Source organism: Thauera sp. JM12B12 (assembly GCF_039614725.1).
Lineage (GTDB): Bacteria > Pseudomonadota > Gammaproteobacteria > Burkholderiales > Rhodocyclaceae > Thauera.
Map to the genome: position 1 here is coordinate 2,912,453 of NZ_CP154859.1, position 22,286 is coordinate 2,934,738.

Below are 22,286 nucleotides of genomic sequence, written 5' to 3' on the forward strand. Positions count from 1 at the left end.
CGCGTCCTCACGGCTTGCACTGGCTGTCGCGCCGGTCGAAGCCGAGCGTGTCCATGTTGTTGGTCTGGTGCAGGAAACCCGCGATCGGCGCGCGCTCGATCACCGCGTTGTGGGTGGCGATCAGGATCGGCTGGCGCAGCTGGCGGTCCCAGTCGCGGAAGTACAGGCGGTTGCCCTTGAAGCCGTCGATGGTGATCTCCTCGCTGCCGAGGTAGGCGACCAGCTTGTCGAAGGGCGCGTTCCCGGTGCGCACCACCGCCTCCACCACCGCCTTCACCGCGATCCACGCCGCCCAGTCGGCGCTGCCCATGTGGCGCTTGGCCTGCTTCTCGAAGCGGCTGGTGAGCTGCGGCGCGCCGTGGCGCGGCCACGCCCAGTGCCAGGCCTCGGCGACCAGGCCCTCGGCACCCACCACCGGGCGCGGGCGCACGGTGTCGTAGGGCACGCTGCGCGCGAACTCGCCGTCGCTGTCGGCGACGAACACCACGTCGTAGTCGGCGCCCGCGGTCAGCAGGCCGACGTTGCCGAGCTCGCGCTGGCGCGGATCGTTGCTGAGCAGGAAGTCCTTCTTGGCGACGATCTTCAGGCCCAGGCGGCGCGCGGAGTTCTCGAAGGCGGCGGCGATCAGCTTGTCGTCATCCAGCGGGCCCTGCAGCAGCAGCACGTTGCGCCACTTCTTCGCCACCAGGAACTGGGCGAGCGCGTCGGTCTGCATGCCGTGGTTGGGCAGGGTGTGATAGAGGTGGGCCTGGCACTGCGCCTGGCGCAGCGCGTCGTCCGCCGCCGAGACGTTGAACAGCAACAGCTCGCGCCCGCGGGTGGCGGCGGCGACCTCGGCCACCACCTTGCCCGGGGCGTCGATCAGGAAGTAGCGCACGCCCTGGGCGTGCAGCTTGTCGAGCTCGGCCACCAGCGCCGCAGCGTCGGCGCCGCGCGCGCGCACGAGTTCGAAGCTCACCCCCAGCGCCTGGCCGACGAAACGCGCCTCGCGCAGCGCCACCTCGGCACCCGCGAAGGGCGGGCCGAAGGGCCGCGACAGGGTGCGGTAGAAGGTCTTCCTCTCGTCGTAGCGCGCATCCTTGTTCAGCTCGAGGTAGCCGAAGCGGATCACTTCGGCCGCCCCGGCCGCCAGCGCGAGCAGCAGCAGGGATGTCGCCAGGGCGAAGTGCATCAGCGCACGCAAGCTCATGTAGATGTCTCCAGGGAGCGTTCCAGAACGCGATCAGCAGATTCGGTGGGAGCAACTGCCTGTGGGAGCGGGCTCGCCCGCGAATCCTACGTTCTGATCCGCTGCTTTCGCGGGCAAGCCCGCTCCCACGGCGACGCCGCCTCAGTCGTCGATCACCGCGGTGTGCGGCACGCGCCCGACCGGCACCGAGCGCAGCACCTTGTTGGTCCTGGTATCGACGATCGAGATGTCGTCCGACAGGCCATTGACCACCACCAGCATCGACTCGTCGCGATTGAGCGTCACGCCCCAGGCGCGGCTGCCGACCAGCACATAGTCCTTGACCTTGCGGCTGGCTACATCGACCACCGCGAAGTGGTTGGCGCGGCCCAGCGTCACGTAGGCGGTCTTGCCGTCGCGCGTCATGGTGATGCCGACCGGGGTCACGTCGTCGCTGCGGAAACCCTTGGGTTCGAAGCTGATGGTGTCCTTGATGGTGTTGTTCTTGGCGTCGAGCACGGTCACCGAGGCGCCCAGCTCGTTGGTGACCCACACCTCGCTGCCGTCGGGCGTGTCGGCGAAGCGGCGCGGTCGGTTGCCGACCACGACGTTGGCGAGGATCGCGTTGGTGGCGGTGTCGATCACATGGACCATGTTGGCCACTTCCGAGGTCACGTAGAGCCGGCTGCCATCCTTGCTCACCAGCACGCCTTCGGGCTCCTCGCCGACCTCGATCTGGGCGACGACCTTGTTCCCGGCGACATCGACCACCGACACCGCGGCGTCCTCCTCGTTGGAGACGAAAATCTTGCTGCCGTCATGGCTGAAATCGAACATCTCCGGGTCTTCGCCGACGTCGATGCTGCGCACGACCTCGAGCCTGGCGATGTCGATCACGTCCACCCGCTCGCTGTTGCTGGCGATGACGAAGATCTGCGCGCGGTCGGCGGAGAGCTTCATGTCGCGCGGACGCTCGCCGGTGGGGATGGCCTTGACGACCTGGAAGCTCTTGCCGTCGAGCACGGTGACGGCGTTGTCGTTCTCGCTGCTGACGAAGATGTAGCCGGTGTCCTTGGCCAGCGCGGCGCCCGCCGGCAGGGCGAGCATCAGGGTGGTGGCCACGGCGCAGCCCAGGGTCTTCAGTGGGGTCATCGTTGTCGTCTCCTTGTTGGTCTTGGTGATGCAGCTGCTCTCACTGCCTCGAGCGCGGGCATGCTCCCGCAAGAAAAATCCATGCCAGACCGATACGTTCCGGCGTGTTCAGATGGCATCAGGCCGGCTCCACCGCCTGCCCGCTGCGCGTCATCCCGAGGAAGGCCTCGGCCAGGGTGGCGCACCCGGAGGCCGCCACCAGCTCGGCCGGCGTGCCCTGGGCAAGCAGTTCGCCCTTGTGCAGCACCAGCACGCGGTCGGCGCCCTCGGCCTCGTCCACCAGATGCGAGGCCCACAGCACGCCGACGCCGCTGGCGCGCAGGGCCAGCACCTCGTCGAGCAGGTGCCGGCGCGAGGCCGGATCGAGGCCGACCGTGGCCTCGTCCATCAGCAGCACCGACGGCTGGTGCACCAGCGCGCGCGCAAGCTCCACCTTGCGCCGGTTGCCGCCCGAGAGCTCGCGCACGCGATCGCCGCGGCGCTCGGCCAGGCCGAGGCGGGCGAGCGCATCGGCGATGCGAGCCTTCGCCTGCGCGCCGCCGATGCCGTGCAGGCGGGCGTGGAAGACGAGGTTGGCCTCGACGCTCAGGTCCATGTCCAGCGTCATCTGCTGGAACACCACGCCGATACGCCCGAGCGCGCGCACCGGCGCCACGCGCATGTTCTGCCCGCACACCTGCACCTCGCCGGCGTCGGCGTTGAAGAGCCCGGTGAGCAACTGGAACAGCGTGCTCTTGCCGGCGCCGTTGGGGCCGAGCAGGGCGACGAACTCGCCGGCGCGCACCTCGAGGTCCACGTTCTTCAACGCCGGGCGCGTCCCGTAGGACTTGCTCACGCCGCGCACCGACAGCAAGACCGCGCCCGCTGCCGACTCGCGCACCAGGTCCTGTGCCTCCTTGACGGTCGCCGTGCTCACGCTGCTCATTGCGCCACGCCCCTCGTTGCCCGTCCGCCTGTCGCGGACGCCCTCGCCCCGGAACCCGTCGTCAGCGCGTCACCGGCCGGCACATTGCGTCCGCCGGGACCACCCGCTCCGCTCCCCGCGCTCGCCAACCCGCCCAGCAGCTCGGGATGACGCGCCAGCAGCGTCTGATACAGCCGATCGACCGCCGGCGCGGCCGCATCGCGCGGACGCGGCAGCTCCACCGGCAGATCCAGTACCACCCGCCCCGGCGCCGCCGACAGGAAGCACACCCGATCGGCGAGCGCGAGCGCCTCGCGCAGATCGTGGGTCACGAACAGCACGCTCGCGCCGCAGCGCTGCCACTGCTCGACCAGCATCTCGCGCAACCGGTTCGCGGTGGGCGTGTCGAGCGACACGAAGGGCTCGTCCATCAGCAGCAGCTCGGGCTCGTTCATGAAGGCGCGCGCCAGCGCCACCCGCCGCATCATGCCGCCCGACAGCCGCGCCGGCCAGGCGTCGAGCACGTCGCCGAGCTCCATCGCCCGCAGCAGCGCGATCGCGCGCTCGCGCTGGCGCGCCGCATCACCGTCGGCGCGCGCCACCAGCAGCACGTTGTCGAGCACGCTCATCCAAGGCATCAGCCGCGGCTCCTGGAACATGAAGCCGACATCCTCCGGGAAGGCGCCGTTCATCGCCACCCACCCCTCCATGTCGCGGTCGAGTCCGCCGACGATGTTGAGCAGCGTGCTCTTGCCGCAGCCCGACGGCCCCACCACGCACACGAACTCGCCGCGCTGCACCGCCAGATTCAGCCCGGACAGCGCCACGTGCGGACGGCCGCCGCGGTCGGGATAGCACTTGCGATCGATGCGGATCTCGAGCATCGCTCAGGCCCTCCAGCCGGTGAGGCGGCGCTCGAGGGGGCGCAGCACCCAGGCCTCGACGATCAGCACCACCGCGGCAAAAGCCAGGGTGTAGGCGAGGATGCCGGTGATGTCGAAGAACTGGAAGAACACGTTCAACTGGAAGCCCACGCCCTCGCTGCGCCCGAGCAGTTCGACCACCAGCACGATCTTCCAGATCAGCGACAGCCCGGAACGCGCCGCCGCCATCAGGTAGGGCACGAGCTGCGGCAGATACACGCGCAGGAAGGTGGTGCGCCGCGACAGGCGGTAGGCACGGGCGACGTCGAGCAGCCTGGGATCGACCGCGCGCGCGCCCTCGCGCACGGTGACGATGACGGTGGGGATCTTGTTGATCGCCACCGCCAGGATCGCCGCCCAGTCGTTGAGGCCGAACCACACGTAGCACAGGATGATGGTGACCAGCGCCGGGATGTTGAGCCCGAGCACCAGCCAGGCGTCGAAGAAGGCATCGAGGCTGCGCCAGCGTCCCATCGCCATGCCCAGCAGCGCGCCGATCAGCATCGCCGCGGCGAAGGCCACCGCGACCCGGCCGAGCGTCACCGCGAGGTGACCGGGCAGGCTCAGCGACACGGTCTCGTCGACGATGCGCGCAAGCACGGTGAGCGGGTCGGGCAACGTGCGGCTGTCGGCGAACATCGCGCCCACCTGCCACAGCAGCACGAAGGCGCCGAGCGATGCGAGCCGCAGCCAGCGGTCGCGCCGGCGCGAGGCGCGCGCGCCGGCCGGCGAATCATCACGCTCACCCTCCGGCGATCTTGCACCTTCGCCGGCCGCATGGCGTTCGCGAGCCATCATCGACACCGGGGGCTCGACCGCTGCCGATCGCTTGCCAGTCACTCGGCCCCGCCTCCGCGCCAGAAGGTGCCGGGGGCGAGCGCACGCGCCTTGCCGACCAGCGCCTCGCCGCCTTCCGCAGCCAGGATGTCGAAGACCCGCCCGGCCACAGCCTCGGCCTCCGCGGGGGGGGTGCGCGGGATGCCGGCGCGAAACCCCTCGCGCAGCGCGACGAAGGTCGCCTCGTCCTCGGCGCGCATCAGCGGGCGCAGGTCCTCCCACACCGCATCGGATTCGAGCATCAGCGCCTTGGCCGCGTCCGATGCGCGCAGAAAGCCCTCGATCGCCGCGGCGTTGTCCTTGGCCCAGCGCTCGCGGAACACCCAGCCCACCAGCGGCAGCGCGTCCTCGATGCCGAGGCCGGCGAGGATCTGCGGCATGGTGATGAGTTCCTGCATGCCCGCGGCCGACAGCCGCGCGGTGTAGTGCCAGAAGTTCATCGCCGCGGGCAGCTCGCCGCGCATCACCAGCTCGTTGAGCAAGGGCGGCGCCGCGAACTGCGGCTGCAGGAAGCTCGCCGCATCTTCGCCGACGGTGCGCCGGGCGTAGGCGCGCAGCAGCAGCCAGCTCTTGTCGAGCGCCCCGCCCGCGACGCCCAGGCGCTTGCCCCTGAGATCGGCGAACTGCGCGACGCCGGCATCGGGCCGCACGCTGATGCCGCCCACCGCCTGCGAATACGGCGCGAACACGTAGTCGCTGCCTTCGGAGCGCATGCGCGACACCCAGATCCAGTCGTTGGCGATGAGGTCCACCTCGCCCCCCTGGATCGCCACGTTCGCGGCGTCCTTGAGCGCCAGCGGCACGATGCGCAACTCGACGCCCTCGCGCGCGGCCAGCCCATGACGCTGCATGACCTCGAGCTCCCAGCTCACCGTCCCGAACTGCAGGATGCCGACCCGCAGGAGCGCGCGCTCGGCGGCGACCGCGGAGGACATCACCACGGCACTCAGCACCACACAGCCCAGCAGGCGTCGGATCAGGCCCGGCATGTCTCGTCTCCTCGTATCGATGCATGCCGATGCGCTGTCCCGGCATGCCTGTCCGCTGCGGGAATGCAGGATCCATGCCACATGAAGACCCCCTGTCATCGCGCAGGCCGCCCCGGGACGCGGCGACGCCGTGCGCCCGGAGCGGATGCGCCGTTGTTCCGAATGGGAACACCTGCTGCTCAATGACGAAACAACGCCCGCCCCCCGGGACCGGTCCCTCCGCAGGCCCCTGGTGCGCCGCGGCGCGCCGGCGCGGGTGAGGGGCGGGGTCCGGCATGAATCGTGCATTGGGAGTCGCAGTCAACCGCGCCATTACCTGCATCGGATCATGAACACCCTCACCTTCCCCGGCTTCCCCGCTTCGCCACGCGGGGCCAGCGCAAGCGACGGGCAGACGCCTGTCACCGGCACGCCGACGGCGTCGAGCGCGGAGATCGAACGCCTGGTCGCCCTCGCCGCGCCCGCAATGGAAGAGCTCTATCGCCAGCTCGACAGCCCGAGCATCACCGTGCTCCTTGCCGACAGCCGGGGGAGCGTGCTGCGCGCGATCGGCAGTGGCGCGGACGGCGCCGCCGAGGGCGCAGCGTGCGCGGGCCGCGGGGCCGCGCCTGCGGGACGGCAGCCGCCGGCCTCGCGCGCCGCCCTGCCAGCGCGGCCGCGCGTGCCGCCGCGCCGCATCGGCATCGCCGCGCCCATCCTCCCGCCCGGCGGCGGCCTGCTCGGCTTCGTGGACGCTGACGCCTCGCCGCTCGACTGGCTCGGTCACGCCAACGCCCTGGTGCAGACCGCTGCGCGCCTCATCGAACATCGGCTGATCGAGAGCGCGCCACGCGGCTTCCTGCTGCTGCGTTTCCACCGCTACCCGGCGGTGCTCGGCACGCCGCTCGAGGCGCTCGCGCTGTTCGACCCCGAGGGCAGCGTGCTGCTCGCCAATCGCGTCGCCATCGAGTTGCTGGCGCCCTGCCCCTTCGGCTGCGGCGTCGCGGCGGCGAACTGCTTCGCCACCCAGTGGTGCGGCATCGTCGGCTACGCGGCGCTCGGCCTGCGCCAGCCCTTCACCCTGCGCGACCGCCGCGGCAGCGGCTATTCCGCCTGCGCCAGCCTGACGAGGGCCGCCGCATGAGCGCCCGCCGCCCTCCCAGCCTTTACGGCCGCCTGAGCCTGGTGCTGACGGTGTTGATCGCGGTGATGATGACGATCGGCGCCGGCGTCTGGATGCGCGAGACGCGCCAGGCCATCCATGAGGAAGTCGAAGCCGCGACCCGCGTGGCCGAGCAGTGGCTGAAGGTGCTGATCCCCGAGACGCTCGCCGACCAGGGCCCGGCCGCACGCGAGCGCCTGCTGAACCACCTCGCCGCCGTCGGCCGCATCCGCGCCAACCGGCTCGAGGTGTTTGCGGCAGACGGTCGGCGGCTTCATGTCTCGCCCGAGTCGCCCTACAAGGCCGGGCGCCACGCGCCCGAGTGGTTCGCGCGCTGGATCGCGCCCGAGGTCGCGCCGCGCCGGCTGGAGGCCGACGGACTGAGCGTGGTGCTCACCCCCGACACCTCGCGTGCGGTGCTCGACGCCTGGGACCACCTGGGCGCCGCGCTCGGCTGGGCGATCGCGCTGCTGCTCGGCATCGGGCTCGCCACCCGCTTCGCGATCGGCCGCGCGCTGGCGCCGATCGACGAGATCCGCGGCGCACTCGAACGCGGTGCGAGCGGCCGCTTCGACCAGCGCCTGCCCGAATACGCCACGCGCGAGCTCGCCCTCGTCGCGCGCAGCTACAACCGCCTCGCCGACAGCCTCGACGAGAGCCTGGCCGCCAACGCCCGCCTCGAGCAGGATCAGGCGCTGGCGCGCGCGCTGCAGCTGCGCCTCGAGCAGGAGCGGCGCGCGGTCGCACGCGAACTCCATGACGAGCTCGGCCAGGGCATCACCGCCGTGCGCGCGATCGCCGGCGCGATCATCCAGCGCACCACCGAACAGCCCGGGCTCAACGGCAGCGCGCAGGCCATCCTGGCGATGACCACGCAGATGCAGGACGGCGTGCATGCCATCCTGCAGCGCCTGCGCAGCCGCGCCTCCGACAGCGAGGTGCGCATCGAGGAGGCGCTCGAGAGTTACTGCGCGCTGTGGGCGAGCCACCACGGCGACATCGACATCCGCTGCACGATCGCGCCGCTCGACGCCGCGGTGACCGACGCGCTCGGCCTCACCATCCTGCGCATGGTGCAGGAGAGCCTCACCAACGTCGCCCGCCATGCCCACGCCACCCGCGTCGAGGTGCGGCTCGGCATGCGCGACGGCGGCATCGAGGTCGAGGTCATCGACAACGGCCGTGGCCTCGGCGAGAATCCGGCGCCCGGCCGCCACGGCCTGCTCGGCATGCGCGAGCGCATCGTCGAGCTCCATGGCGAGCTCGAGCTGTGCAGCCCGCCCGGTGGCGGCCTCAACGTACGCGCGCGCCTGCCCCTCCCGCAACCCCGCTCGCCCGCATCTCGATGAGCTCGAAAGGATGACCGTGCCGTCGCTCGAAGGAATCCGCGTCCTGCTCGCGGACGACCATGCCACCGTGCGCATGGGCTTCCGCCTGCTGCTCGAAGGTGCCGGCGCCACCGTCGTCGGCGAAGCCGACTCCGGCGAGGCGGCGGTGAGCGCATTCGACCGCAACGCCCCGGACGTGCTGATGATGGACGTCTCCATGCCCGGCATCGGCGGCCTGGGCGCCCTCGAGCGGGTACGCGCCCACCACCCGGATGCCCGCGTGCTGATCCTGTCCGCGCATGACGACGCGCAGATTCCCGCGCGCGCGCTGCGTGCGGGCGCCACCGGCTACCTCTCCAAGCGCGCCCACCCCGACGAACTGCTGCGTGCGCTCGCGAGCGTGGCCCGTGGCCAGCGCTACATCGACCCCGAGATCGCCCCCGCGCTCGCGCTGGCGCAGTTTTCCGGTGGCCAGGACCCGGTCTCCGCACTCACCGAGAAGGAATTCGCCATCTTCCTGCAGCTCGCCCAGGGCCGCAGCGTGGCCGAGATCGCCGAGAGCCACCGCCTGAGCCCGAGCACGGTCGGCACCCACCTCTATCACATCAAGCAAAAGCTCAACGTCTCCAACGCCGCCGAGCTGGCGCTAATCGCCATTCGCAGCGGGCTGATCGAGGCCTGAACGCAGACGGCGCGCGAGCAGACTCCGGTGTGAGCGGGCTTGCCCGCGAATCGGCGCTCGGACACGGCGCATTCGCGGGCAAGCCCCCTCCCGCCGCGCGTTGCGCCCACGACCCTGTGCCGCGCGGCTCCGGCGGTTCTGCCCCCCCGCTCCCGCAGTGACGGCCGCTTTGATATAACCGAGGCATCGACGTCCGTCCCCGCCATCCGGATTTCATGCCCGATCCCGCGACCTACCCGACCGAAGACCTCCCGCTGGTGCTCGCCGGCCCCATGCTGCGCCGTGTCGAAAAGCAACGCGTCGTGCTGTGGCTCGCCACCCGCGCGGCGGTGCGCGCCCGCGTCGAGCTGGAGCTCGGCGGCGCGCAGCCGCTGCGCCTCGAGCCTGCGCCCGGCACGCCCGCCTGCCGCGTGCTCACGGCAGGCACGCGCCTGCACTACCTGCTGCTCGACCTCCGGCTCGATACCGAGCTGCCGGCCGGGCGCTGGATCGGCTACCGGGTCGCCCTCGCCGTGGACCGGACCGATGAGGCGTGCAGCGGGGACGATTGCGGCAGCGCGAACGCCCTGCAGTGGTTCGACACGCAAGCCTGGGCGCCGGATCTGTGCTATCCGGGGCGGGACACCCCGGGCTTCGTGTTCGCGCCGCAGGTGGCGTCGCTGCTGCACGGCTCCTGCCGCAAGCCGCATCACCACGGCGGCGACGGCCTCGTGCGCGCCGACGCCCTGCTCGCCGAACTGGTCGCCCGCAATGCCCTCGACGCCGAACCCGCAGCGCAAACCGATGGTCTGCCGGCCTGGCCTTCGGCGCTGGTGATGACCGGCGACCAGATCTACGCCGACGACGTCGCCGGCCCGATGCTGCGCGCCATCCACGGCCTGATCAGGCACCTCGGCCTGCCGGTCGAGCGCCTCGAGGGCATCGAGGAGGCCGGCATTGCCGACGCCGACGCGCTCTACCGCCACCGCTACGGCTACTACCGCCGCGACGAGCTGCTGCCCCAGCACAAGCGCAACTACGCGCTGATCGAGGTCCTCTTCGGCGGCGTCGAGAAGCCGGTGTTCACCTCGGCGAGCGCACACAACCACCTGATCACGCTCGCCGAAGTGCTGGCGATGTACCTGCTGGTGTGGTCGCCCGAACCCTGGCGCGGACTCGACCTCGAACCGCCGCCCGGACTCGCCCCCGAGGACGCCGAGCGCTACGCCGACGAGCGCCGCGCGCTGGCAGCCTTCACCGCCGAGCTGCCGGCGGTGCGCCGGGTGCTCGCGCACATTCCGGTGGCGATGATCTTCGACGACCACGACGTCACCGACGACTGGAACCTGAGCCGCGAATGGGAGGAGATCGCCTACGGCCACCCCTTCTCGCGCCGCATCATCGGCAACGCGCTGCTCGCCTATGCGCTCAACCAGGCCTGGGGCAACCGCCCGGAGACGCTCGACGACGAACGCTGCGCCCTGCTCCAGCGCGCGCTGACCGAGCCCGGCGGCGAGGTCCACGAGCAGTGCATCAAGGGCCTGCTGCACTTCGAGGGCTGGCACTACATCTGGCCGACCACGCCGCCGCTGGTGGTGATCGACACCCGCACCCAGCGCTGGCGTTCGGAACATGCCGCGCGCAGCCCCTCGGGGCTGATGGACTGGGAGTCACTGACCGACCTCCAGCACACCTTGCGCGATCTGCCCGCGGTGCTGCTGGTGTCGCCGGCGCCGATCTTCGGCGTCAAGCTGATCGAGGCCATCCAGCGCGTCTTCACCTGGTTCGGCCGCCCGCTGATGGTGGACGCCGAGAACTGGATGGCGCACCCGGGCTCGGCGCAGGCCATCCTCAACATCTTCCGCCACCGCAGGACGCCGCAGCATTTCGTGGTGCTGTCGGGCGACGTGCATTACTCCTTCGTCTACGACGTGGAGCTGCGCGGCCGGGTGCGCGGACCGGACATCTGGCAGATCTGCAGCAGCGGCGTGCGCAACGCGTTTCCGCCGCGCCTGCTCGCGGTGCTCGACCGCGTGAACCGGTGGCTTTATTCGCCGCGCTCGCCGCTGAACTGGCTCACCCGCCGCCGCCACATGCGCGTCACCCCGCGCCGCTACGAGGGCGCCGCGCAGGGCCGGCGCCTGCTCAACGGCGCCGGCATCGGCCTCGTGGAGCTGGACGCCGAGGGCGTGCCCTGGCGCATTCGCGAGCTCCTCGCCGACGGCCGCACGATCGCCTTCGAGCGCGACGAGGACGCGGCGCGCTGGGACTGAGGCACACGCCCGGTCCGCGGTCCGTCCCGCCCGACCCGCGGGTTGCCGGGGACGCACGAAGCGACATGCGCCACAGGCGCTCATGGATTTCTGTCACCATCGCGCCTCCTGCACTCACCACCCGCTCATCATGGCCGGAACCACCCTGCTCGCACTGATCGACGACATCGCCACCATCATGGACGACGTCGCCACCATGACCAAGGTCGCGGCCAAGAAGACCGCCGGCGTGCTCGGCGACGACCTCGCGCTCAACGCCCAGCAGGTCACCGGCGTGCAGGCCAGCCGCGAGCTGCCGGTGGTGTGGGCGGTGGCCAAGGGCTCGCTGGTGAACAAGGCCATCCTTGTGCCGGCCGCGCTGCTGATCAGCTGGCTGGCGCCGTGGCTGATCACCCCGCTGCTGATGCTGGGCGGCGCCTTCCTGTGCTTCGAGGGCTTCGAGAAGCTCGCCCACAAGTTCCTGCACCCGAAGCATGAGGTGGAAGCCGAGCATCGCGAGACGCTCGAGGCGCTGGCCGACCCCAACGTGGACCTGGTCGCCTTCGAGAAGGACAAGATGAAGGGCGCGGTGCGCACCGACTTCATCCTGTCGGCCGAGATCGTGGTGATCACCCTCGGCACCGTGGCCGCGGCCTCGCTCGGCCAGCGCGTGGCGGTCCTGGTGGGTATCTCGCTGCTGATGACGGTGGGCGTGTATGGGCTGGTGGCCGGCATCGTCAAGCTCGACGACCTCGGCCTGCACCTGCAGCGCAGCGCCTCGGCCGCCACCCGCAGCCTCGGCGGTGCGATCCTGGGCTTTGCGCCGTGGCTGATGAAGACGCTGTCGGTGGTCGGCACCGCGGCGATGTTCATGGTCGGCGGCGGCATCCTGCTGCACGGCTGGCCGAGCGCGGCGCATGCGGTGGAGCATTTCGCCGCAGGCTTCGGCAGCATCGGCGGCGCACTGATCAACACCGGCGCGGGGGCTGGCGTCGGAATCGTCGCCGGCGCGATCGTGCTCGCCGCGGTGATGATCGTGCAGAAGCTGCGCGGTACGGCCTGACGCAGAGGCCCAGAGCCACGCGTGGGCGGACCGCGCCGGCGCGCCAGTGGGGCCGTGTGTGACCGATTGTCCAGCGGGCGGATCGCAGACGCGAGGACGCGCGTCAGCCGTCCGGCTGCAGCAACCCGGCCTTGCGCCGGCGCGACTCCTCCGGCCCGCGGAACACCAGCGGACGCTCCACCACCGCCACTTCGCCACGCTCGGCACGCTCGACCGCCTCGACTACCTTGTGATGTGCGGGTGACTTGTCGCACACCGGGTCGGCCGCAGCCGGGTCGCCGGTGAGCATGAAGGCCTGGCAGCGGCAGCCGCCGAGGTCCTTCTCCTTCTCCGGGCAACTGCGGCAGGGTTCCTTCATCCAGCCCTTGCCCCGATAGCGGTTGAAGCCCTCGGACTCGTACCAGATGCGGCGCACGTCCATGTCGCGCACGTTGGGGAAGGCCAGCCCGGGCAGCATGCGCGCGGTGTGGCAGGGCAAGGCGGTGCCGTCGGGGGTGACGGTGAGGAAGACGTTGCCCCAGCCGTTCATGCACTTCTTCGGCCGCGTCTCGTGATAGTCGGGCACGACGAAGAAGATGCGGATGCGGTCGCCATAGCGCTCGCGGCGCTCATTGGTGACACGCTCGGCGCGCTCGATCTGTTCGCGCGAGGGCAGCAGCTGGTCGCGGTTCAACATCGCCCACGAGTAGTACTGGCTGTTGGCGAGCTCCAGGTATTCGGCGCCGAGCTCCACCGCCATGTCGATGATGCGGTCGATGTAGTCGATGTTCAGGCGATGGATCACGCAGTTCATCACCATCGGCCAGCCATGGTCCTTGATGATCGCCGCCACCTTCTGCTTGAGCTCGAAGGTGCGGGTGTGCGACAGGAAGTCGTTGAGTTCCCTGGTGGAATCCTGGAACGAGAGCTGGATGTGGTCGAGGCCGGCGTCCTTCAGCGCCCGCGCCCGCGCGTCCGTCAGGCCCACACCCGAGGTCAGCAGGTTGGTGTAGAAGCCGAGCTTGTGCGCCTCGGCCACCAGCACCTCGAGGTCATCGCGCAGTAGCGGCTCGCCGCCGGAGAAGCCGCACTGCACGCTGCCCGCCGCGCGCGCCTCGCGCAGCACGCGCAGCCAGTCCTCGGTGGCGAGCTCGTCCGGGGTGTGGGCGAAATCGACCGGGTTGTAGCAGAACACGCAGTGCAGCGGGCAGCGGTAGGTCAGTTCTGCGAGCAGCCACAGCGGCGGGCCGGGCTGGGCAGGAGCAGTCTGGGGCGCATTCATGGCCTCACCTCACACGTCGATCCACTGCTGCTTGCGCGCCAGCTCGAGGAAGGCGACCACGTCGGCTTCCAGTCCGGTGGTGGCGAAGGCCTGCTCCAGGTCGGCGACCACCTCGGTCACGCTGCGCGCGCCGTCGCAGCGGCGCAGGATCTCGCCCGCGCTCTGGTTGAGCTTGACCATGCCTTCCGGGTAGAGCAGCACCCAGGCCTGCTGCGCCTCCTCCCACTGCAGGCGGAAGCGCCTGGACACGCGCGGGGTGGCGGCCGCGTCGATGGTCGTGGCGGCGTCGCTCATGGCGCCGTCCCCTTGCGCGGGCCGACGATCGCAACCTCGCACTGGCTCAGCATGATCGCGTCGGCCATCGCCCACAGCACGTCGAGCTTGAACTGCAGGATGTCGAGCGCGCGCTGCTGCATCGCCCGGCTCTGGCTGAAGTAGTCGAGCGTGAAGCGCAGGCCGTGCTCGACGTCGCGCCGCGCCTGGGTGAGGCGGTTGCGGAAGTACTGCAGGCCGGTGGTATCCACCCAGGGGTAATGCGTGGGCCAGGTGTCCAGGCGCTGCTGGTGGATGTGCGGCGCGAAGAGCTCGGTGAGGCTCGAGGCCACCGCCTCCTGCCAAGGGCGCTGGCGGGCGAAGTTGATGTAGGCGTCGACCGCGAAGCGCGTTGCCGGCGCGACGAAGCGCAGCGAGGTGACGTCGTCGCGGGAGAGCCCGGTCGCCTCGCCCAGCCGGATCCAGGCCTCGATGCCGCCGGGGTCCTTCACGTCGCCGATCTCGAAGCCATCATGGTCGAGGATGCGCTGGATCCATTCGCGGCGGATCGCGCGCTCCGGGCAGTTGGACAGGATGGCGGCGTCCTTCACCGGGATCGAGATCTGGTAGTAGAAGCGGTTCGCCACCCAGCCCTGGAGTTGTTCGCGGGTGAGCTTGCCCTCGGCCATCATCACGTGGAAGGGGTGGTAGATGTGGTAGCTCGTGCCCTTCTCGCGCAGCAGGGCCTCGAACTCGGCTGGGCTCCATGGCGGCAGGTCGTCGGCGCGGGCGGCGAGCGCCGCGGTGTGCTCGATGCTCGTTTGCTCGATGTAGCTCACAGCGCGATCTCCATGCCGTCGTAGGCGACCTCGATGCCGTGCACTGCCAGTTCGGCACGCTCGCGGCTGTCCTCGTCGAGGATCGGGTTGGTGTTGTTGATGTGGATCAGCACCTTGCGCGTGGTCGCTGGCAGCTTGTCCAGCCACTCCAGCATGCCGCCGGGGCCGGATTGCGGCAGGTGGCCCATGGCGCGCGAGGTCTTCTGCGAGGCGCCGAGGCGGATCATCTCGTCGTCGGTCCACAAGGTGCCATCGACCAGCACGCAGTCGGCGGCCTGCATGGCTTCCCAGACGTGGGGTTCCATCTCGCCCAGGCCGGGCGCGTAGAACAGGCGCTTGCCGCTGGCCGCATCGATGAGCGTGACGCCGATGTTGTCTCCCGGCTGCGGGCGGTCGCGGTGCGGCGAGTACGGCGGCGCATTGCTGGTCAGCGCCAGCGCCTCGAAGCCGAGGCCGGGCACGCCCTCGATGGCGAAGCGCGCCTGGAGCGGCAGCTCGCGCCAATTGATGCCGCTGTAGTGGCCGAGCACGCGGAACACCGGGTTGCCCACCGACAGGTCCTCGCGCACGCACGCGGTGCACCACACCGGCCAAGGCTGGCGGTGCTCGCGCAGCATGTAGAGGCCGGTGGTGTGGTCGATCTGGGCGTCGATCAGCACGATCGCGGCGATGCCGGTGTCGCGCAGCGCACGCGCCGGCTGCAGCGCGGGGAAGCTGCGGATCTGCTGCAGCACGTCAGGCGAGGCGTTGAACAGCACCCAGTTCTCGTCGTCACCGCTGGCGGCGATCGACGACTGGGTGCGGGCCTGGGCGCGGATGCGTCCCTTGCGCAGGCCGTCGCAGTTGGGGCAGTTGCAGTTCCACTGCGGAAAGCCGCCACCGGCGGCGGAACCGAGCACGCGGATCTTCATCGGTTCTCCTGGGGCATGCGCGACACGCGGACGCACGTGGCGGCACGCATGCGAGGCGCACGCAAAAAGGGCGACGTGGCGCGGGGACGCGCGCCGCGCCGCCCCGGATCACGCCTCAGCGGTTGGCGATGTACATGGTGATTTCAAAGCCGAAGCGCATGTCGCTGGCGGTCGGGGTTTCCCATTTCATGGTCGTCTCCTGTCTGGTCTCTGGGTGGGCTCGGCGCCGCTTGCAGGCACCGCCGACCGGTTCGCCGGCCGTGTGTGTAAGAGTGACTGGACGCGGAATAATTCGCATCGCGAAAGTGCGGAACCTGGCCTCATGAAAATCTTGAGGCCGGGTTCCATCGCCGGTGCGCACCCTGGGCCGGCTCAGCGCAGCAGCCGCCACAGCAGTTTGCGCGCCTCTTCGAGCAGCAGGGTCGTGGACGCGACGGCAGTGGCGACCAGCCAGTCGTTCGCGCCCAGGTCGACGGTATCGAACACGGCCTGCGCCGGCGCCCAATGCACCACGACGATCTGCAGCAGCACCACGCCGAGCAGCGCGAGCCATAGCTTCCCGTTGCTGAAGAACTGGCGGTTGAACGCGCTGCCGTGCTCGGTGCGCGCGTTGAAGATGTTGAAGAACTGGAAGAGCACGAAGGTGGTGAAGGCCAGCGTCATCGCACGGGCGGTGTCGCCCGCGGCCATCGCCCACGCATAGACGCCGAGCGTACCCACGGCCATGGTCAGGCCGTACAGCGCGATGCGCCACATGCGTTGCGGCGACAGGATGGCGGCATCGTCCGAGCGCGGTGGCTGGTCCATGATCCCCGGGCGGGCGGGCTCCACGCCGAGCGTCATCGCCGGCGGGCCGTCCATGATGATGTTCACCCACAGGATCTGGACCGCGGTAAACGGCGTCGCAAGCCCCATGAAGGGCGCCCCGAGCACGGTCAGGATGGCACCGATGTTGGTCGACAGCTGGAAGCGGACGAACTTGACGATGTTCTCGTAGATCGTCCGTCCTTCGCGCACGGCACGCACGATGGAGGCGAAGTTGTCGTCGGTGAGCACCAGGGTGGCGGCTTCCTTGGTGACTTCGGTGCCGGTGATGCCCATCGCCACGCCGATGTCGGCACGCTTGAGCGCCGGGGCGTCATTGACGCCGTCACCAGTCATCGCGACGACGTCGCCGCGCCGCTGCAGCGACTCCACGATGCGCATCTTGTGCTCCGGCGCCACGCGGGCGAACACCGCGCTGCGCTCGACCAGGGCGGCGGTGGCGTCCTCGCCCAGGCCCTCGAGCTCGCGCCCCTCATGCACCTCGCCGACCAGGCCGAGCTCGCGCGCGATGGCGGCGGCGGTGAGCGGATGGTCGCCGGTGATCATCTTCACCCGGATGCCCGCGGCGTGGCACTGCGCGATCGACTCGCGCGCCTCGGGGCGCGGCGGATCGATGATGCCGACGAGGCCGTACAGGCTGAGCTCGCTCACCCAGCCCATCAGGTCGCCGGCGGGGTCGAAGGCGTGCGCCGGGATGCGCCGCCCGGCAAGCGCAAGCACCCGCATCGCCCCCTCGGCGAGTTCCTGGTTGGACTTCAGCAGCGCGGCCCGTGCGTCGGCATCGAGCGCAAGCTCGCCCTGGGCGCCCTGTACGTGCGCAGCGCGCGCGAGCAGCACGTCGGGGGCGCCCTTCACCCACACCTGTACCGCGTCGCCGTCCCGATGGAAGGTCGCCATGAACTTGTATGCGGAGTCGAAGGGCAACTCGGCGATCCGGGGCGTGCGCTCGCTCTGCGCTGCGGGATCGACGCCCGCCTTGACGGCGAGCGCCAGCAAGGCCCCCTCGGTGGGGTCGCCGATGAGCTGGCCGTCCTGCAGGCGGGCGTCGGCGCACAGGGCCGCCGGGAGCAGGAATGCGCGAAGCTCGGGGCCCGCGGCACGAGCTTCCTCGTCGAGGATGCGGCCGGAAGCCACGTAGCCTTCGCCCTCGATGACGTAGCTGCGCCCAGCGACGCGCAGCGCGCGGGCCGTCATCTCGTTCAGCGTCAGGGTGCCGGTCTTGTCCGAACAGATCACCGTGGTGCACCCGAGCGTCTCGACCGCCGCGAGTTTCTTCACGATGACGTGGCGCCGCGCCATGCGATGCATGCCGAGCGCAAGCGTCACCGTGACCACGGCAGGCAGGCCCTCGGGAATCGCCGCCACGGCAAGGGCGATCGCGGTCATCGCGGTGGTGACGAGGTCATCGCCGCGCATCAGGCCGGCCACGAACATCAGCCCGACGACGACGGCGGCGATGAACGCGAGCCGCTTGCCGAGGGCGTCGAGCTGCAGCTGCAGGGGCGTCGCCGATTCGGCCGTCTGCGCGAGCAAGCCGGCCAGCCGGCCCATCTCGGTGTGCATGCCGGTAGCGGTCACCACGGCTTCGATGCGACCGCGGGTGAGCACCGTGTTCATGAACACCATGCCGACACGGTCGGCGAGCGGGGCCGCTGCATCGCTCGCCTCGGCGGTCTTGCCCACCGCCTGGCTCTCGCCGGTCAGCGCCGCCTCGGCGACCTCGGCACCATGCGCCTGCAGCACCCGGGCATCGGCCGGCACACGATCGCCCGCTTCGAGGAGCAAGACGTCACCGGGCACGAGCTCGTCGGCAGGCACGATCCGGGGCTCGCCCTCGCGTCGCACCCGCGCGCTCGGCGCCAGCATGCCGCGCAGGGCGGCGAGGGCGTTCTCCGCCCGACGCTCCTGGAGGAAGCCCAGCGTGGCGTTGAGCAGCACGACGACGGCGATCACTGCGGCGTCCTTGATGTCGCCGATCAGTCCCGCGAGCAGCGCGGCGCCGATCAGGATGCCGACCAGGACGCTCCTGAACTGGTCGAGGAACTTCAGCCACAGGGAGCGAGGCGGTGTTTCCGCGAGGCGGTTCGGCCCGTGGCGCTGCAGACGCGCGGCGACCTCCTCCTGCCGCAGTCCGGTCGCAGGCTCGACCTCGAGCTCACGGCAGACGATGTCGGCAGGGCGAGCGTGCCAGGGTTCGGACGGATCACCCGGGATCGCTCCCGAGGCGGGGTTCTCTCCACTGCGATCGATCATGAGCCTCTCTTCGTTCAAGCCTTTTGCATCAGGATACCTTCCGCAACGCGCGCCAGGTCGGCCTGCCGCACCCGCACGTACGCGCCACCGCCGGGTACCATCGGCGGGCAGCGTCTCGACACCCTCTTACCCCGCAACGTTCCCGGAACTGCTCCCGACGCCATGGCACCCAACGTCCCCCTCTTCCCGCCAAAGCCACCGCTCGCGCACGGCCTGCTCGACGTCGGCGACGGCCACCGCCTCCACTTCGAGCGCTGCGGCAATCCCGACGGTCTGCCCGTGCTGTTTCTTCATGGTGGGCCGGGCAGCTGCTGCAGCCCGCGCCATCGCCAGTTCTTCGACCCCGCCCGCTTTCACGTCGTCCTCTTCGACCAGCGCGGCTGCGGACGCAGCACGCCACGTGGCGGCTGCCACGCCAACACCACCCGCGAGCTGGTCGAGGACATCGAGCGCCTGCGCCTGCACCTTGGGATCGAGCGCTGGCTGGTGTTCGGCGGTTCGTGGGGGGCGGCGCTCGCGGTGGCCTGGTGCGGCGCCAACCCCGACCGCTGCCTGGGCGCAATCCTGCGCGGCAGCTTCCTCACCGGGCAGGCCGACCTCGACTGGTTCTTCGGCCCCGAGGGCGCGGGCGCGATCTGCACCGAGGCCTGGTCCACGCTGTGCGCTGCGGTACCGGAAGCGGCCGAGGGCCGGGCGCTCGCCGCGCTGTGCGCCGCGCTCGCCGGCACCGATGCGCGCGCGGCCGCCCGTGCCGCGCAGGCCTGGGCGGCTTGGGAGGAGGCAGTGATCGCCCCCGCGCGACCGGCGCCGCCCCCGCCCGCCCGTGACACCGAGGCGCTGGGGGCGCTGATCGACAAATATCGCGTACAGGCACACTACCTCGCCCATCGCTGCTTCCTCGGCGAGGACGCCGTGCTCGAGGCCGCGCGCCGCATGGCCGGCATTCCCACCGCCCTCCTCCACGGCCGGCTCGACCTCGTGTGCCGCGCCCGCAATGCCCAGCGCCTGCACCAGGCGCTGCCCGGGAGCCGGCTGCGCCTGATCGACGGCGCCGGCCACAACCCCTTCGAGCCGGAAATGGCGCGCGCGCTGATGGGGGCCCTGGAACACTTCGCCCTCCAGGGCGACTTCAGGCGCTGGCCGGCGGGCTGAACGCCTGCCGCCGCTCATCCGCGCCGCATGCGGTCGCGGACCCCGGACTCATGATTTTCTCGAGCCTGCGCTCGGGTTTGCGTTGAGGCGGGCACCCCGGGTGGTCGGCGAAAATGCCGGGCACACCACGCATCGCACAGGAGCACGTCCGTGAGAGCCAAGCAACGCACCGTCCCCCTCGCCCCCCCTGACACCCCGCGCGCCGGCGCGCTCGCGCAGTTGCTGCGCTTCGGCGTTCCGGGCGCGCTGGCCGGCTTCGCCTGCGTCGCCGGCGCGCAGGACGCGGCGACCGACGGCCAGGCCGCGGTGGCGCTCAATCCAGTCGTGGTGACCGGCAGTCCGGTGGCGACCGAGAGCTTCGAGCTGCCCTACTCGGTGGATTCGGTGGACATGCGCGCCAGCCAGGCCGGCAACCTCGGCGTCAATGCCTCGGAGGCACTCGCCGGGGTGCCGGGCCTGGTGATCCAGAACCGCCAGAACTACGCCCAGGACCTGCAGATCTCGATCCGCGGCTTCGGCGCGCGCGCGGCCTTCGGCGTGCGCGGGGTCAAGCTGATCGCCGACGGCATCCCGGCCACCAACCCGGACGGACAGGGCCAGGCGGCCACCTTCAACCTCGACACCGCCGAGCGCATCGAGGTCCTGCGCGGCCCCTTCGCCACCGTGTACGGCAACCACGCCGGCGGCGTGATCCAGCTCTTCTCGCGCAAGGGCGAGGGCGACCCGAGGGTGCGCGCCAGCGTGCTCGGCGGCAGCTGGGGCACGACCAAGCTCGGCGTCGGTGCCGAAGGCGAGACGAATGGCGTCGGTTTCGTGCTCGACGCCTCGCGCTTCGACACCGACGGCTACCGCGACCACAGCAAGACTCGCCGCGACCAGGGCTTCGCCAAGCTGACGCTCAATCCGGACGAGGACAGCACGCTGACCCTGGTGGCGAACGGGCTGCGCCAGCCCGACACCGAGGATCCGCTGGGGCTGACCTGGGAGCGTTACCAGCGCGATCCGCGCAGCGTCGAGCCCGAGGCGCTCCTGTACGACACGCGCAAGAGCATCCATCACCTGCAGGGCGGCGCCACCTACGCGCGCCGCTTCGGTGACGACCGCCTCGAGCTCACCGCCTACACCGGGCGCCGTCGCGTCACCCAGTACCAGTCGATCCCCTTCGACATCCAGGGCGGCCCCCGCCACGCCGGTGGCGTCATCGATTTCGATCGCGACTTCCATGGCCTCGGCGCGCGCTGGATCGGCCATCACGCACTCGGCGAGGGCGCGCTCACCTTCACCGCCGGCGTGGACTACGACCAGTCGGAGGACGACCGCCGTGGCTTCCAGAACTTCATCAGCCTGCCCTCGGGCGGCCAGCTGCTGGGGGTGAAGGGAATGCAGCGCCGCGACGAGATCAACACCGTCACCAGCCTCGCCCCCTACCTGCAGTTGCGTTTTGCCCACGGTCCCTGGGAGTGGTCGGCGGGCGTGCGTCACTCGGAGGTGAAGTTCAAGGTGAAGGACAAGTACATCGTGCCGGGCAATCCCGACGACAGCGGCAGCCTGAAGTACAGCCGCAGCACCCCCACCGTGGGTGTCACCTATGCGCTGAGCGAAGCGACCAGGCTCTACGCCAGCCTGGGCACCGGGTTCGAGACGCCGACCCTGGGCGAGATTGCCTACCAGACCCCGCAGACCGGCTTCAACTTCGGCCTCAGCCCGTCGCGAAGCAAGCAGGCCGAGGTCGGCGTGAAGACCTTCGTGGCCGACAACACGCGCCTGAACCTCGCGGTGTTCGCCATCCGCAGCACGAACGAGATCGTGGTGGCCGACTCGCTCGGCGGACGCACGAGCTACCAGAACGCCACCGAGACCAGCCGCGAAGGCGTCGAGCTCGCGATCGAATCGGAACTGGCGCGCAACTGGACCGCACGCGCCTCGCTGACCTGGCTGGAAGCGGAATACGACAAGGCCTTCGAGACGCGCAGCCGGGGCGTGACGACGCTCATCCCGGCCGGAAAGTCGATTCCCGGCATCCCCAAGCTCACCGCCTATGCCGAGCTGGCGTGGAAACCGGTGGCCGGTATCGAAGTGGCGGGCGAGGCGCTCTACCGCGGCAAGGTCTATGTGAATGACCTCAATGACAAGCCCGCCGCACCTTCGCACGCGCTCGTGAACCTGCGCGTGTCGGCCGAGCAGCAGCAAGGACCCTGGACCTTCGGCCAGATGCTGCGGGTGGACAACATCTTCGACCGCACGCACGTCGGCTCGGTGGTCGTCGGCGACAGCAACGGCCGCTACTACGAGCCCGGCCCCGAGCGCAGCCTCTACGCCGGCGTCAGCGCGCGCTACAGGTTCTGATCCGGGACGGCGGCGGCCCGCCCCCCGCC

General features: G+C 70.6%; 19 protein-coding genes. 7 read left to right on the forward strand and 12 right to left on the reverse strand.

Going from position 1 to position 22,286, the window contains the following annotated elements:
* Positions 1–7: 7 nt before the first annotated feature.
* The 6 genes from AAG895_RS13205 to AAG895_RS13230 form a co-directional block, all read right to left on the reverse strand.
* The gene (locus AAG895_RS13205) at positions 8–1,189 is read right to left on the reverse strand and encodes an ABC transporter substrate-binding protein (RefSeq protein WP_345792468.1); all 1,182 of its coding nucleotides are present in this window, start codon (positions 1,187–1,189) and stop codon (positions 8–10) included.
* A 141-nt stretch (positions 1,190–1,330) separates the two neighbouring features.
* Positions 1,331–2,320 carry a PQQ-dependent catabolism-associated beta-propeller protein gene (locus tag AAG895_RS13210; protein ID WP_345792469.1) on the reverse strand — a complete coding sequence of 330 codons (990 nt, stop codon included), beginning with the start codon at positions 2,318–2,320 and terminating at the stop codon, positions 1,331–1,333.
* A gap of 118 nt (positions 2,321–2,438) precedes the next feature.
* Positions 2,439–3,245, reverse strand: coding sequence for an ABC transporter ATP-binding protein (locus tag AAG895_RS13215; protein WP_345792470.1), 807 nt, complete (start codon positions 3,243–3,245; stop codon positions 2,439–2,441).
* The gene (locus AAG895_RS13220) at positions 3,242–4,108 is read right to left on the reverse strand and encodes an ABC transporter ATP-binding protein (protein WP_345792471.1); all 867 of its coding nucleotides are present in this window, start codon (positions 4,106–4,108) and stop codon (positions 3,242–3,244) included. The genes AAG895_RS13215 and AAG895_RS13220 overlap by 4 nt, the downstream gene beginning before the upstream one ends.
* Before the next feature lie 3 nt (positions 4,109–4,111).
* Positions 4,112–4,987: an ABC transporter permease gene (locus tag AAG895_RS13225; protein ID WP_345792472.1), complete on the reverse strand. Its 876-nt coding sequence runs from the start codon at positions 4,985–4,987 to the stop codon at positions 4,112–4,114.
* A complete protein-coding gene (locus tag AAG895_RS13230) occupies positions 4,984–5,973 on the reverse strand; it encodes an ABC transporter substrate-binding protein (RefSeq protein ID WP_345792473.1) in 990 nt (329 codons plus the stop codon). Before AAG895_RS13230 ends, AAG895_RS13225 begins: the two co-directional genes overlap by 4 nt.
* A gap of 328 nt (positions 5,974–6,301) precedes the next feature.
* Between AAG895_RS13230 and AAG895_RS13235 the strand changes: the two genes are divergently transcribed.
* The 5 genes from AAG895_RS13235 (at position 6,302) to AAG895_RS13255 (ending at position 12,418) form a co-directional block, all read left to right on the forward strand.
* Complete coding sequence (locus AAG895_RS13235; RefSeq protein WP_345792474.1) at positions 6,302–7,096, forward strand: Fis family transcriptional regulator; 795 nt, start codon at positions 6,302–6,304, stop codon at positions 7,094–7,096.
* Complete coding sequence (locus tag AAG895_RS13240; protein WP_345792475.1) at positions 7,093–8,463, forward strand: sensor histidine kinase; 1,371 nt, start codon at positions 7,093–7,095, stop codon at positions 8,461–8,463. Before AAG895_RS13235 ends, AAG895_RS13240 begins: the two co-directional genes overlap by 4 nt.
* Positions 8,464–8,473: 10 nt before the next feature.
* Complete coding sequence (locus tag AAG895_RS13245) at positions 8,474–9,124, forward strand: response regulator (protein ID WP_345792476.1); 651 nt, start codon at positions 8,474–8,476, stop codon at positions 9,122–9,124.
* A 215-nt stretch (positions 9,125–9,339) separates the two neighbouring features.
* On the forward strand, positions 9,340–11,376 hold the full coding sequence (locus AAG895_RS13250) for an alkaline phosphatase D family protein (RefSeq protein WP_345792477.1): 2,037 nt from the start codon (positions 9,340–9,342) through the stop codon (positions 11,374–11,376).
* Between the two features lie 130 nt (positions 11,377–11,506).
* Positions 11,507–12,418 carry a DUF808 domain-containing protein gene (locus AAG895_RS13255; protein ID WP_345792478.1) on the forward strand — a complete coding sequence of 304 codons (912 nt, stop codon included), beginning with the start codon at positions 11,507–11,509 and terminating at the stop codon, positions 12,416–12,418.
* A gap of 103 nt (positions 12,419–12,521) precedes the next feature.
* Here the strand turns inward: AAG895_RS13255 and pqqE are convergent, their stop codons facing one another.
* The 6 genes from pqqE to AAG895_RS13285 all read right to left on the reverse strand — a co-directional run bounded on the left by pqqE (position 12,522) and on the right by AAG895_RS13285 (position 18,759).
* On the reverse strand, positions 12,522–13,679 hold the full coding sequence (gene pqqE, locus AAG895_RS13260; RefSeq protein WP_345792479.1) for a pyrroloquinoline quinone biosynthesis protein PqqE: 1,158 nt from the start codon (positions 13,677–13,679) through the stop codon (positions 12,522–12,524).
* 9 nt (positions 13,680–13,688) lie between these two features.
* A complete protein-coding gene (pqqD, locus tag AAG895_RS13265) occupies positions 13,689–13,973 on the reverse strand; it encodes a pyrroloquinoline quinone biosynthesis peptide chaperone PqqD (protein WP_345792480.1) in 285 nt (94 codons plus the stop codon).
* On the reverse strand, positions 13,970–14,770 hold the full coding sequence (gene pqqC / locus AAG895_RS13270; RefSeq protein ID WP_345792481.1) for a pyrroloquinoline-quinone synthase PqqC: 801 nt from the start codon (positions 14,768–14,770) through the stop codon (positions 13,970–13,972). The genes pqqD and pqqC overlap by 4 nt, the downstream gene beginning before the upstream one ends.
* The gene (gene pqqB, locus AAG895_RS13275) at positions 14,767–15,681 is read right to left on the reverse strand and encodes a pyrroloquinoline quinone biosynthesis protein PqqB (protein WP_345792482.1); all 915 of its coding nucleotides are present in this window, start codon (positions 15,679–15,681) and stop codon (positions 14,767–14,769) included. Before pqqB ends, pqqC begins: the two co-directional genes overlap by 4 nt.
* Positions 15,682–15,796: 115 nt before the next feature.
* Positions 15,797–15,871 (reverse strand): pyrroloquinoline quinone precursor peptide PqqA, encoded by a 75-nt coding sequence (gene pqqA / locus AAG895_RS13280; protein WP_315186447.1) that lies wholly within the window; start codon positions 15,869–15,871, stop codon positions 15,797–15,799.
* A 182-nt stretch (positions 15,872–16,053) separates the two neighbouring features.
* Positions 16,054–18,759 (reverse strand): HAD-IC family P-type ATPase, encoded by a 2,706-nt coding sequence (locus tag AAG895_RS13285; RefSeq protein ID WP_345792483.1) that lies wholly within the window; start codon positions 18,757–18,759, stop codon positions 16,054–16,056.
* Between the two features lie 162 nt (positions 18,760–18,921).
* Between AAG895_RS13285 and pip the strand changes: the two genes are divergently transcribed.
* Both pip and AAG895_RS13295 read left to right on the forward strand, forming a co-directional pair.
* On the forward strand, positions 18,922–19,911 hold the full coding sequence (gene pip / locus AAG895_RS13290) for a prolyl aminopeptidase (protein WP_345792484.1): 990 nt from the start codon (positions 18,922–18,924) through the stop codon (positions 19,909–19,911).
* A 150-nt stretch (positions 19,912–20,061) separates the two neighbouring features.
* On the forward strand, positions 20,062–22,257 hold the full coding sequence (locus AAG895_RS13295) for a TonB-dependent receptor (RefSeq protein WP_345792485.1): 2,196 nt from the start codon (positions 20,062–20,064) through the stop codon (positions 22,255–22,257).
* Positions 22,258–22,286 lie beyond the last annotated feature (29 nt).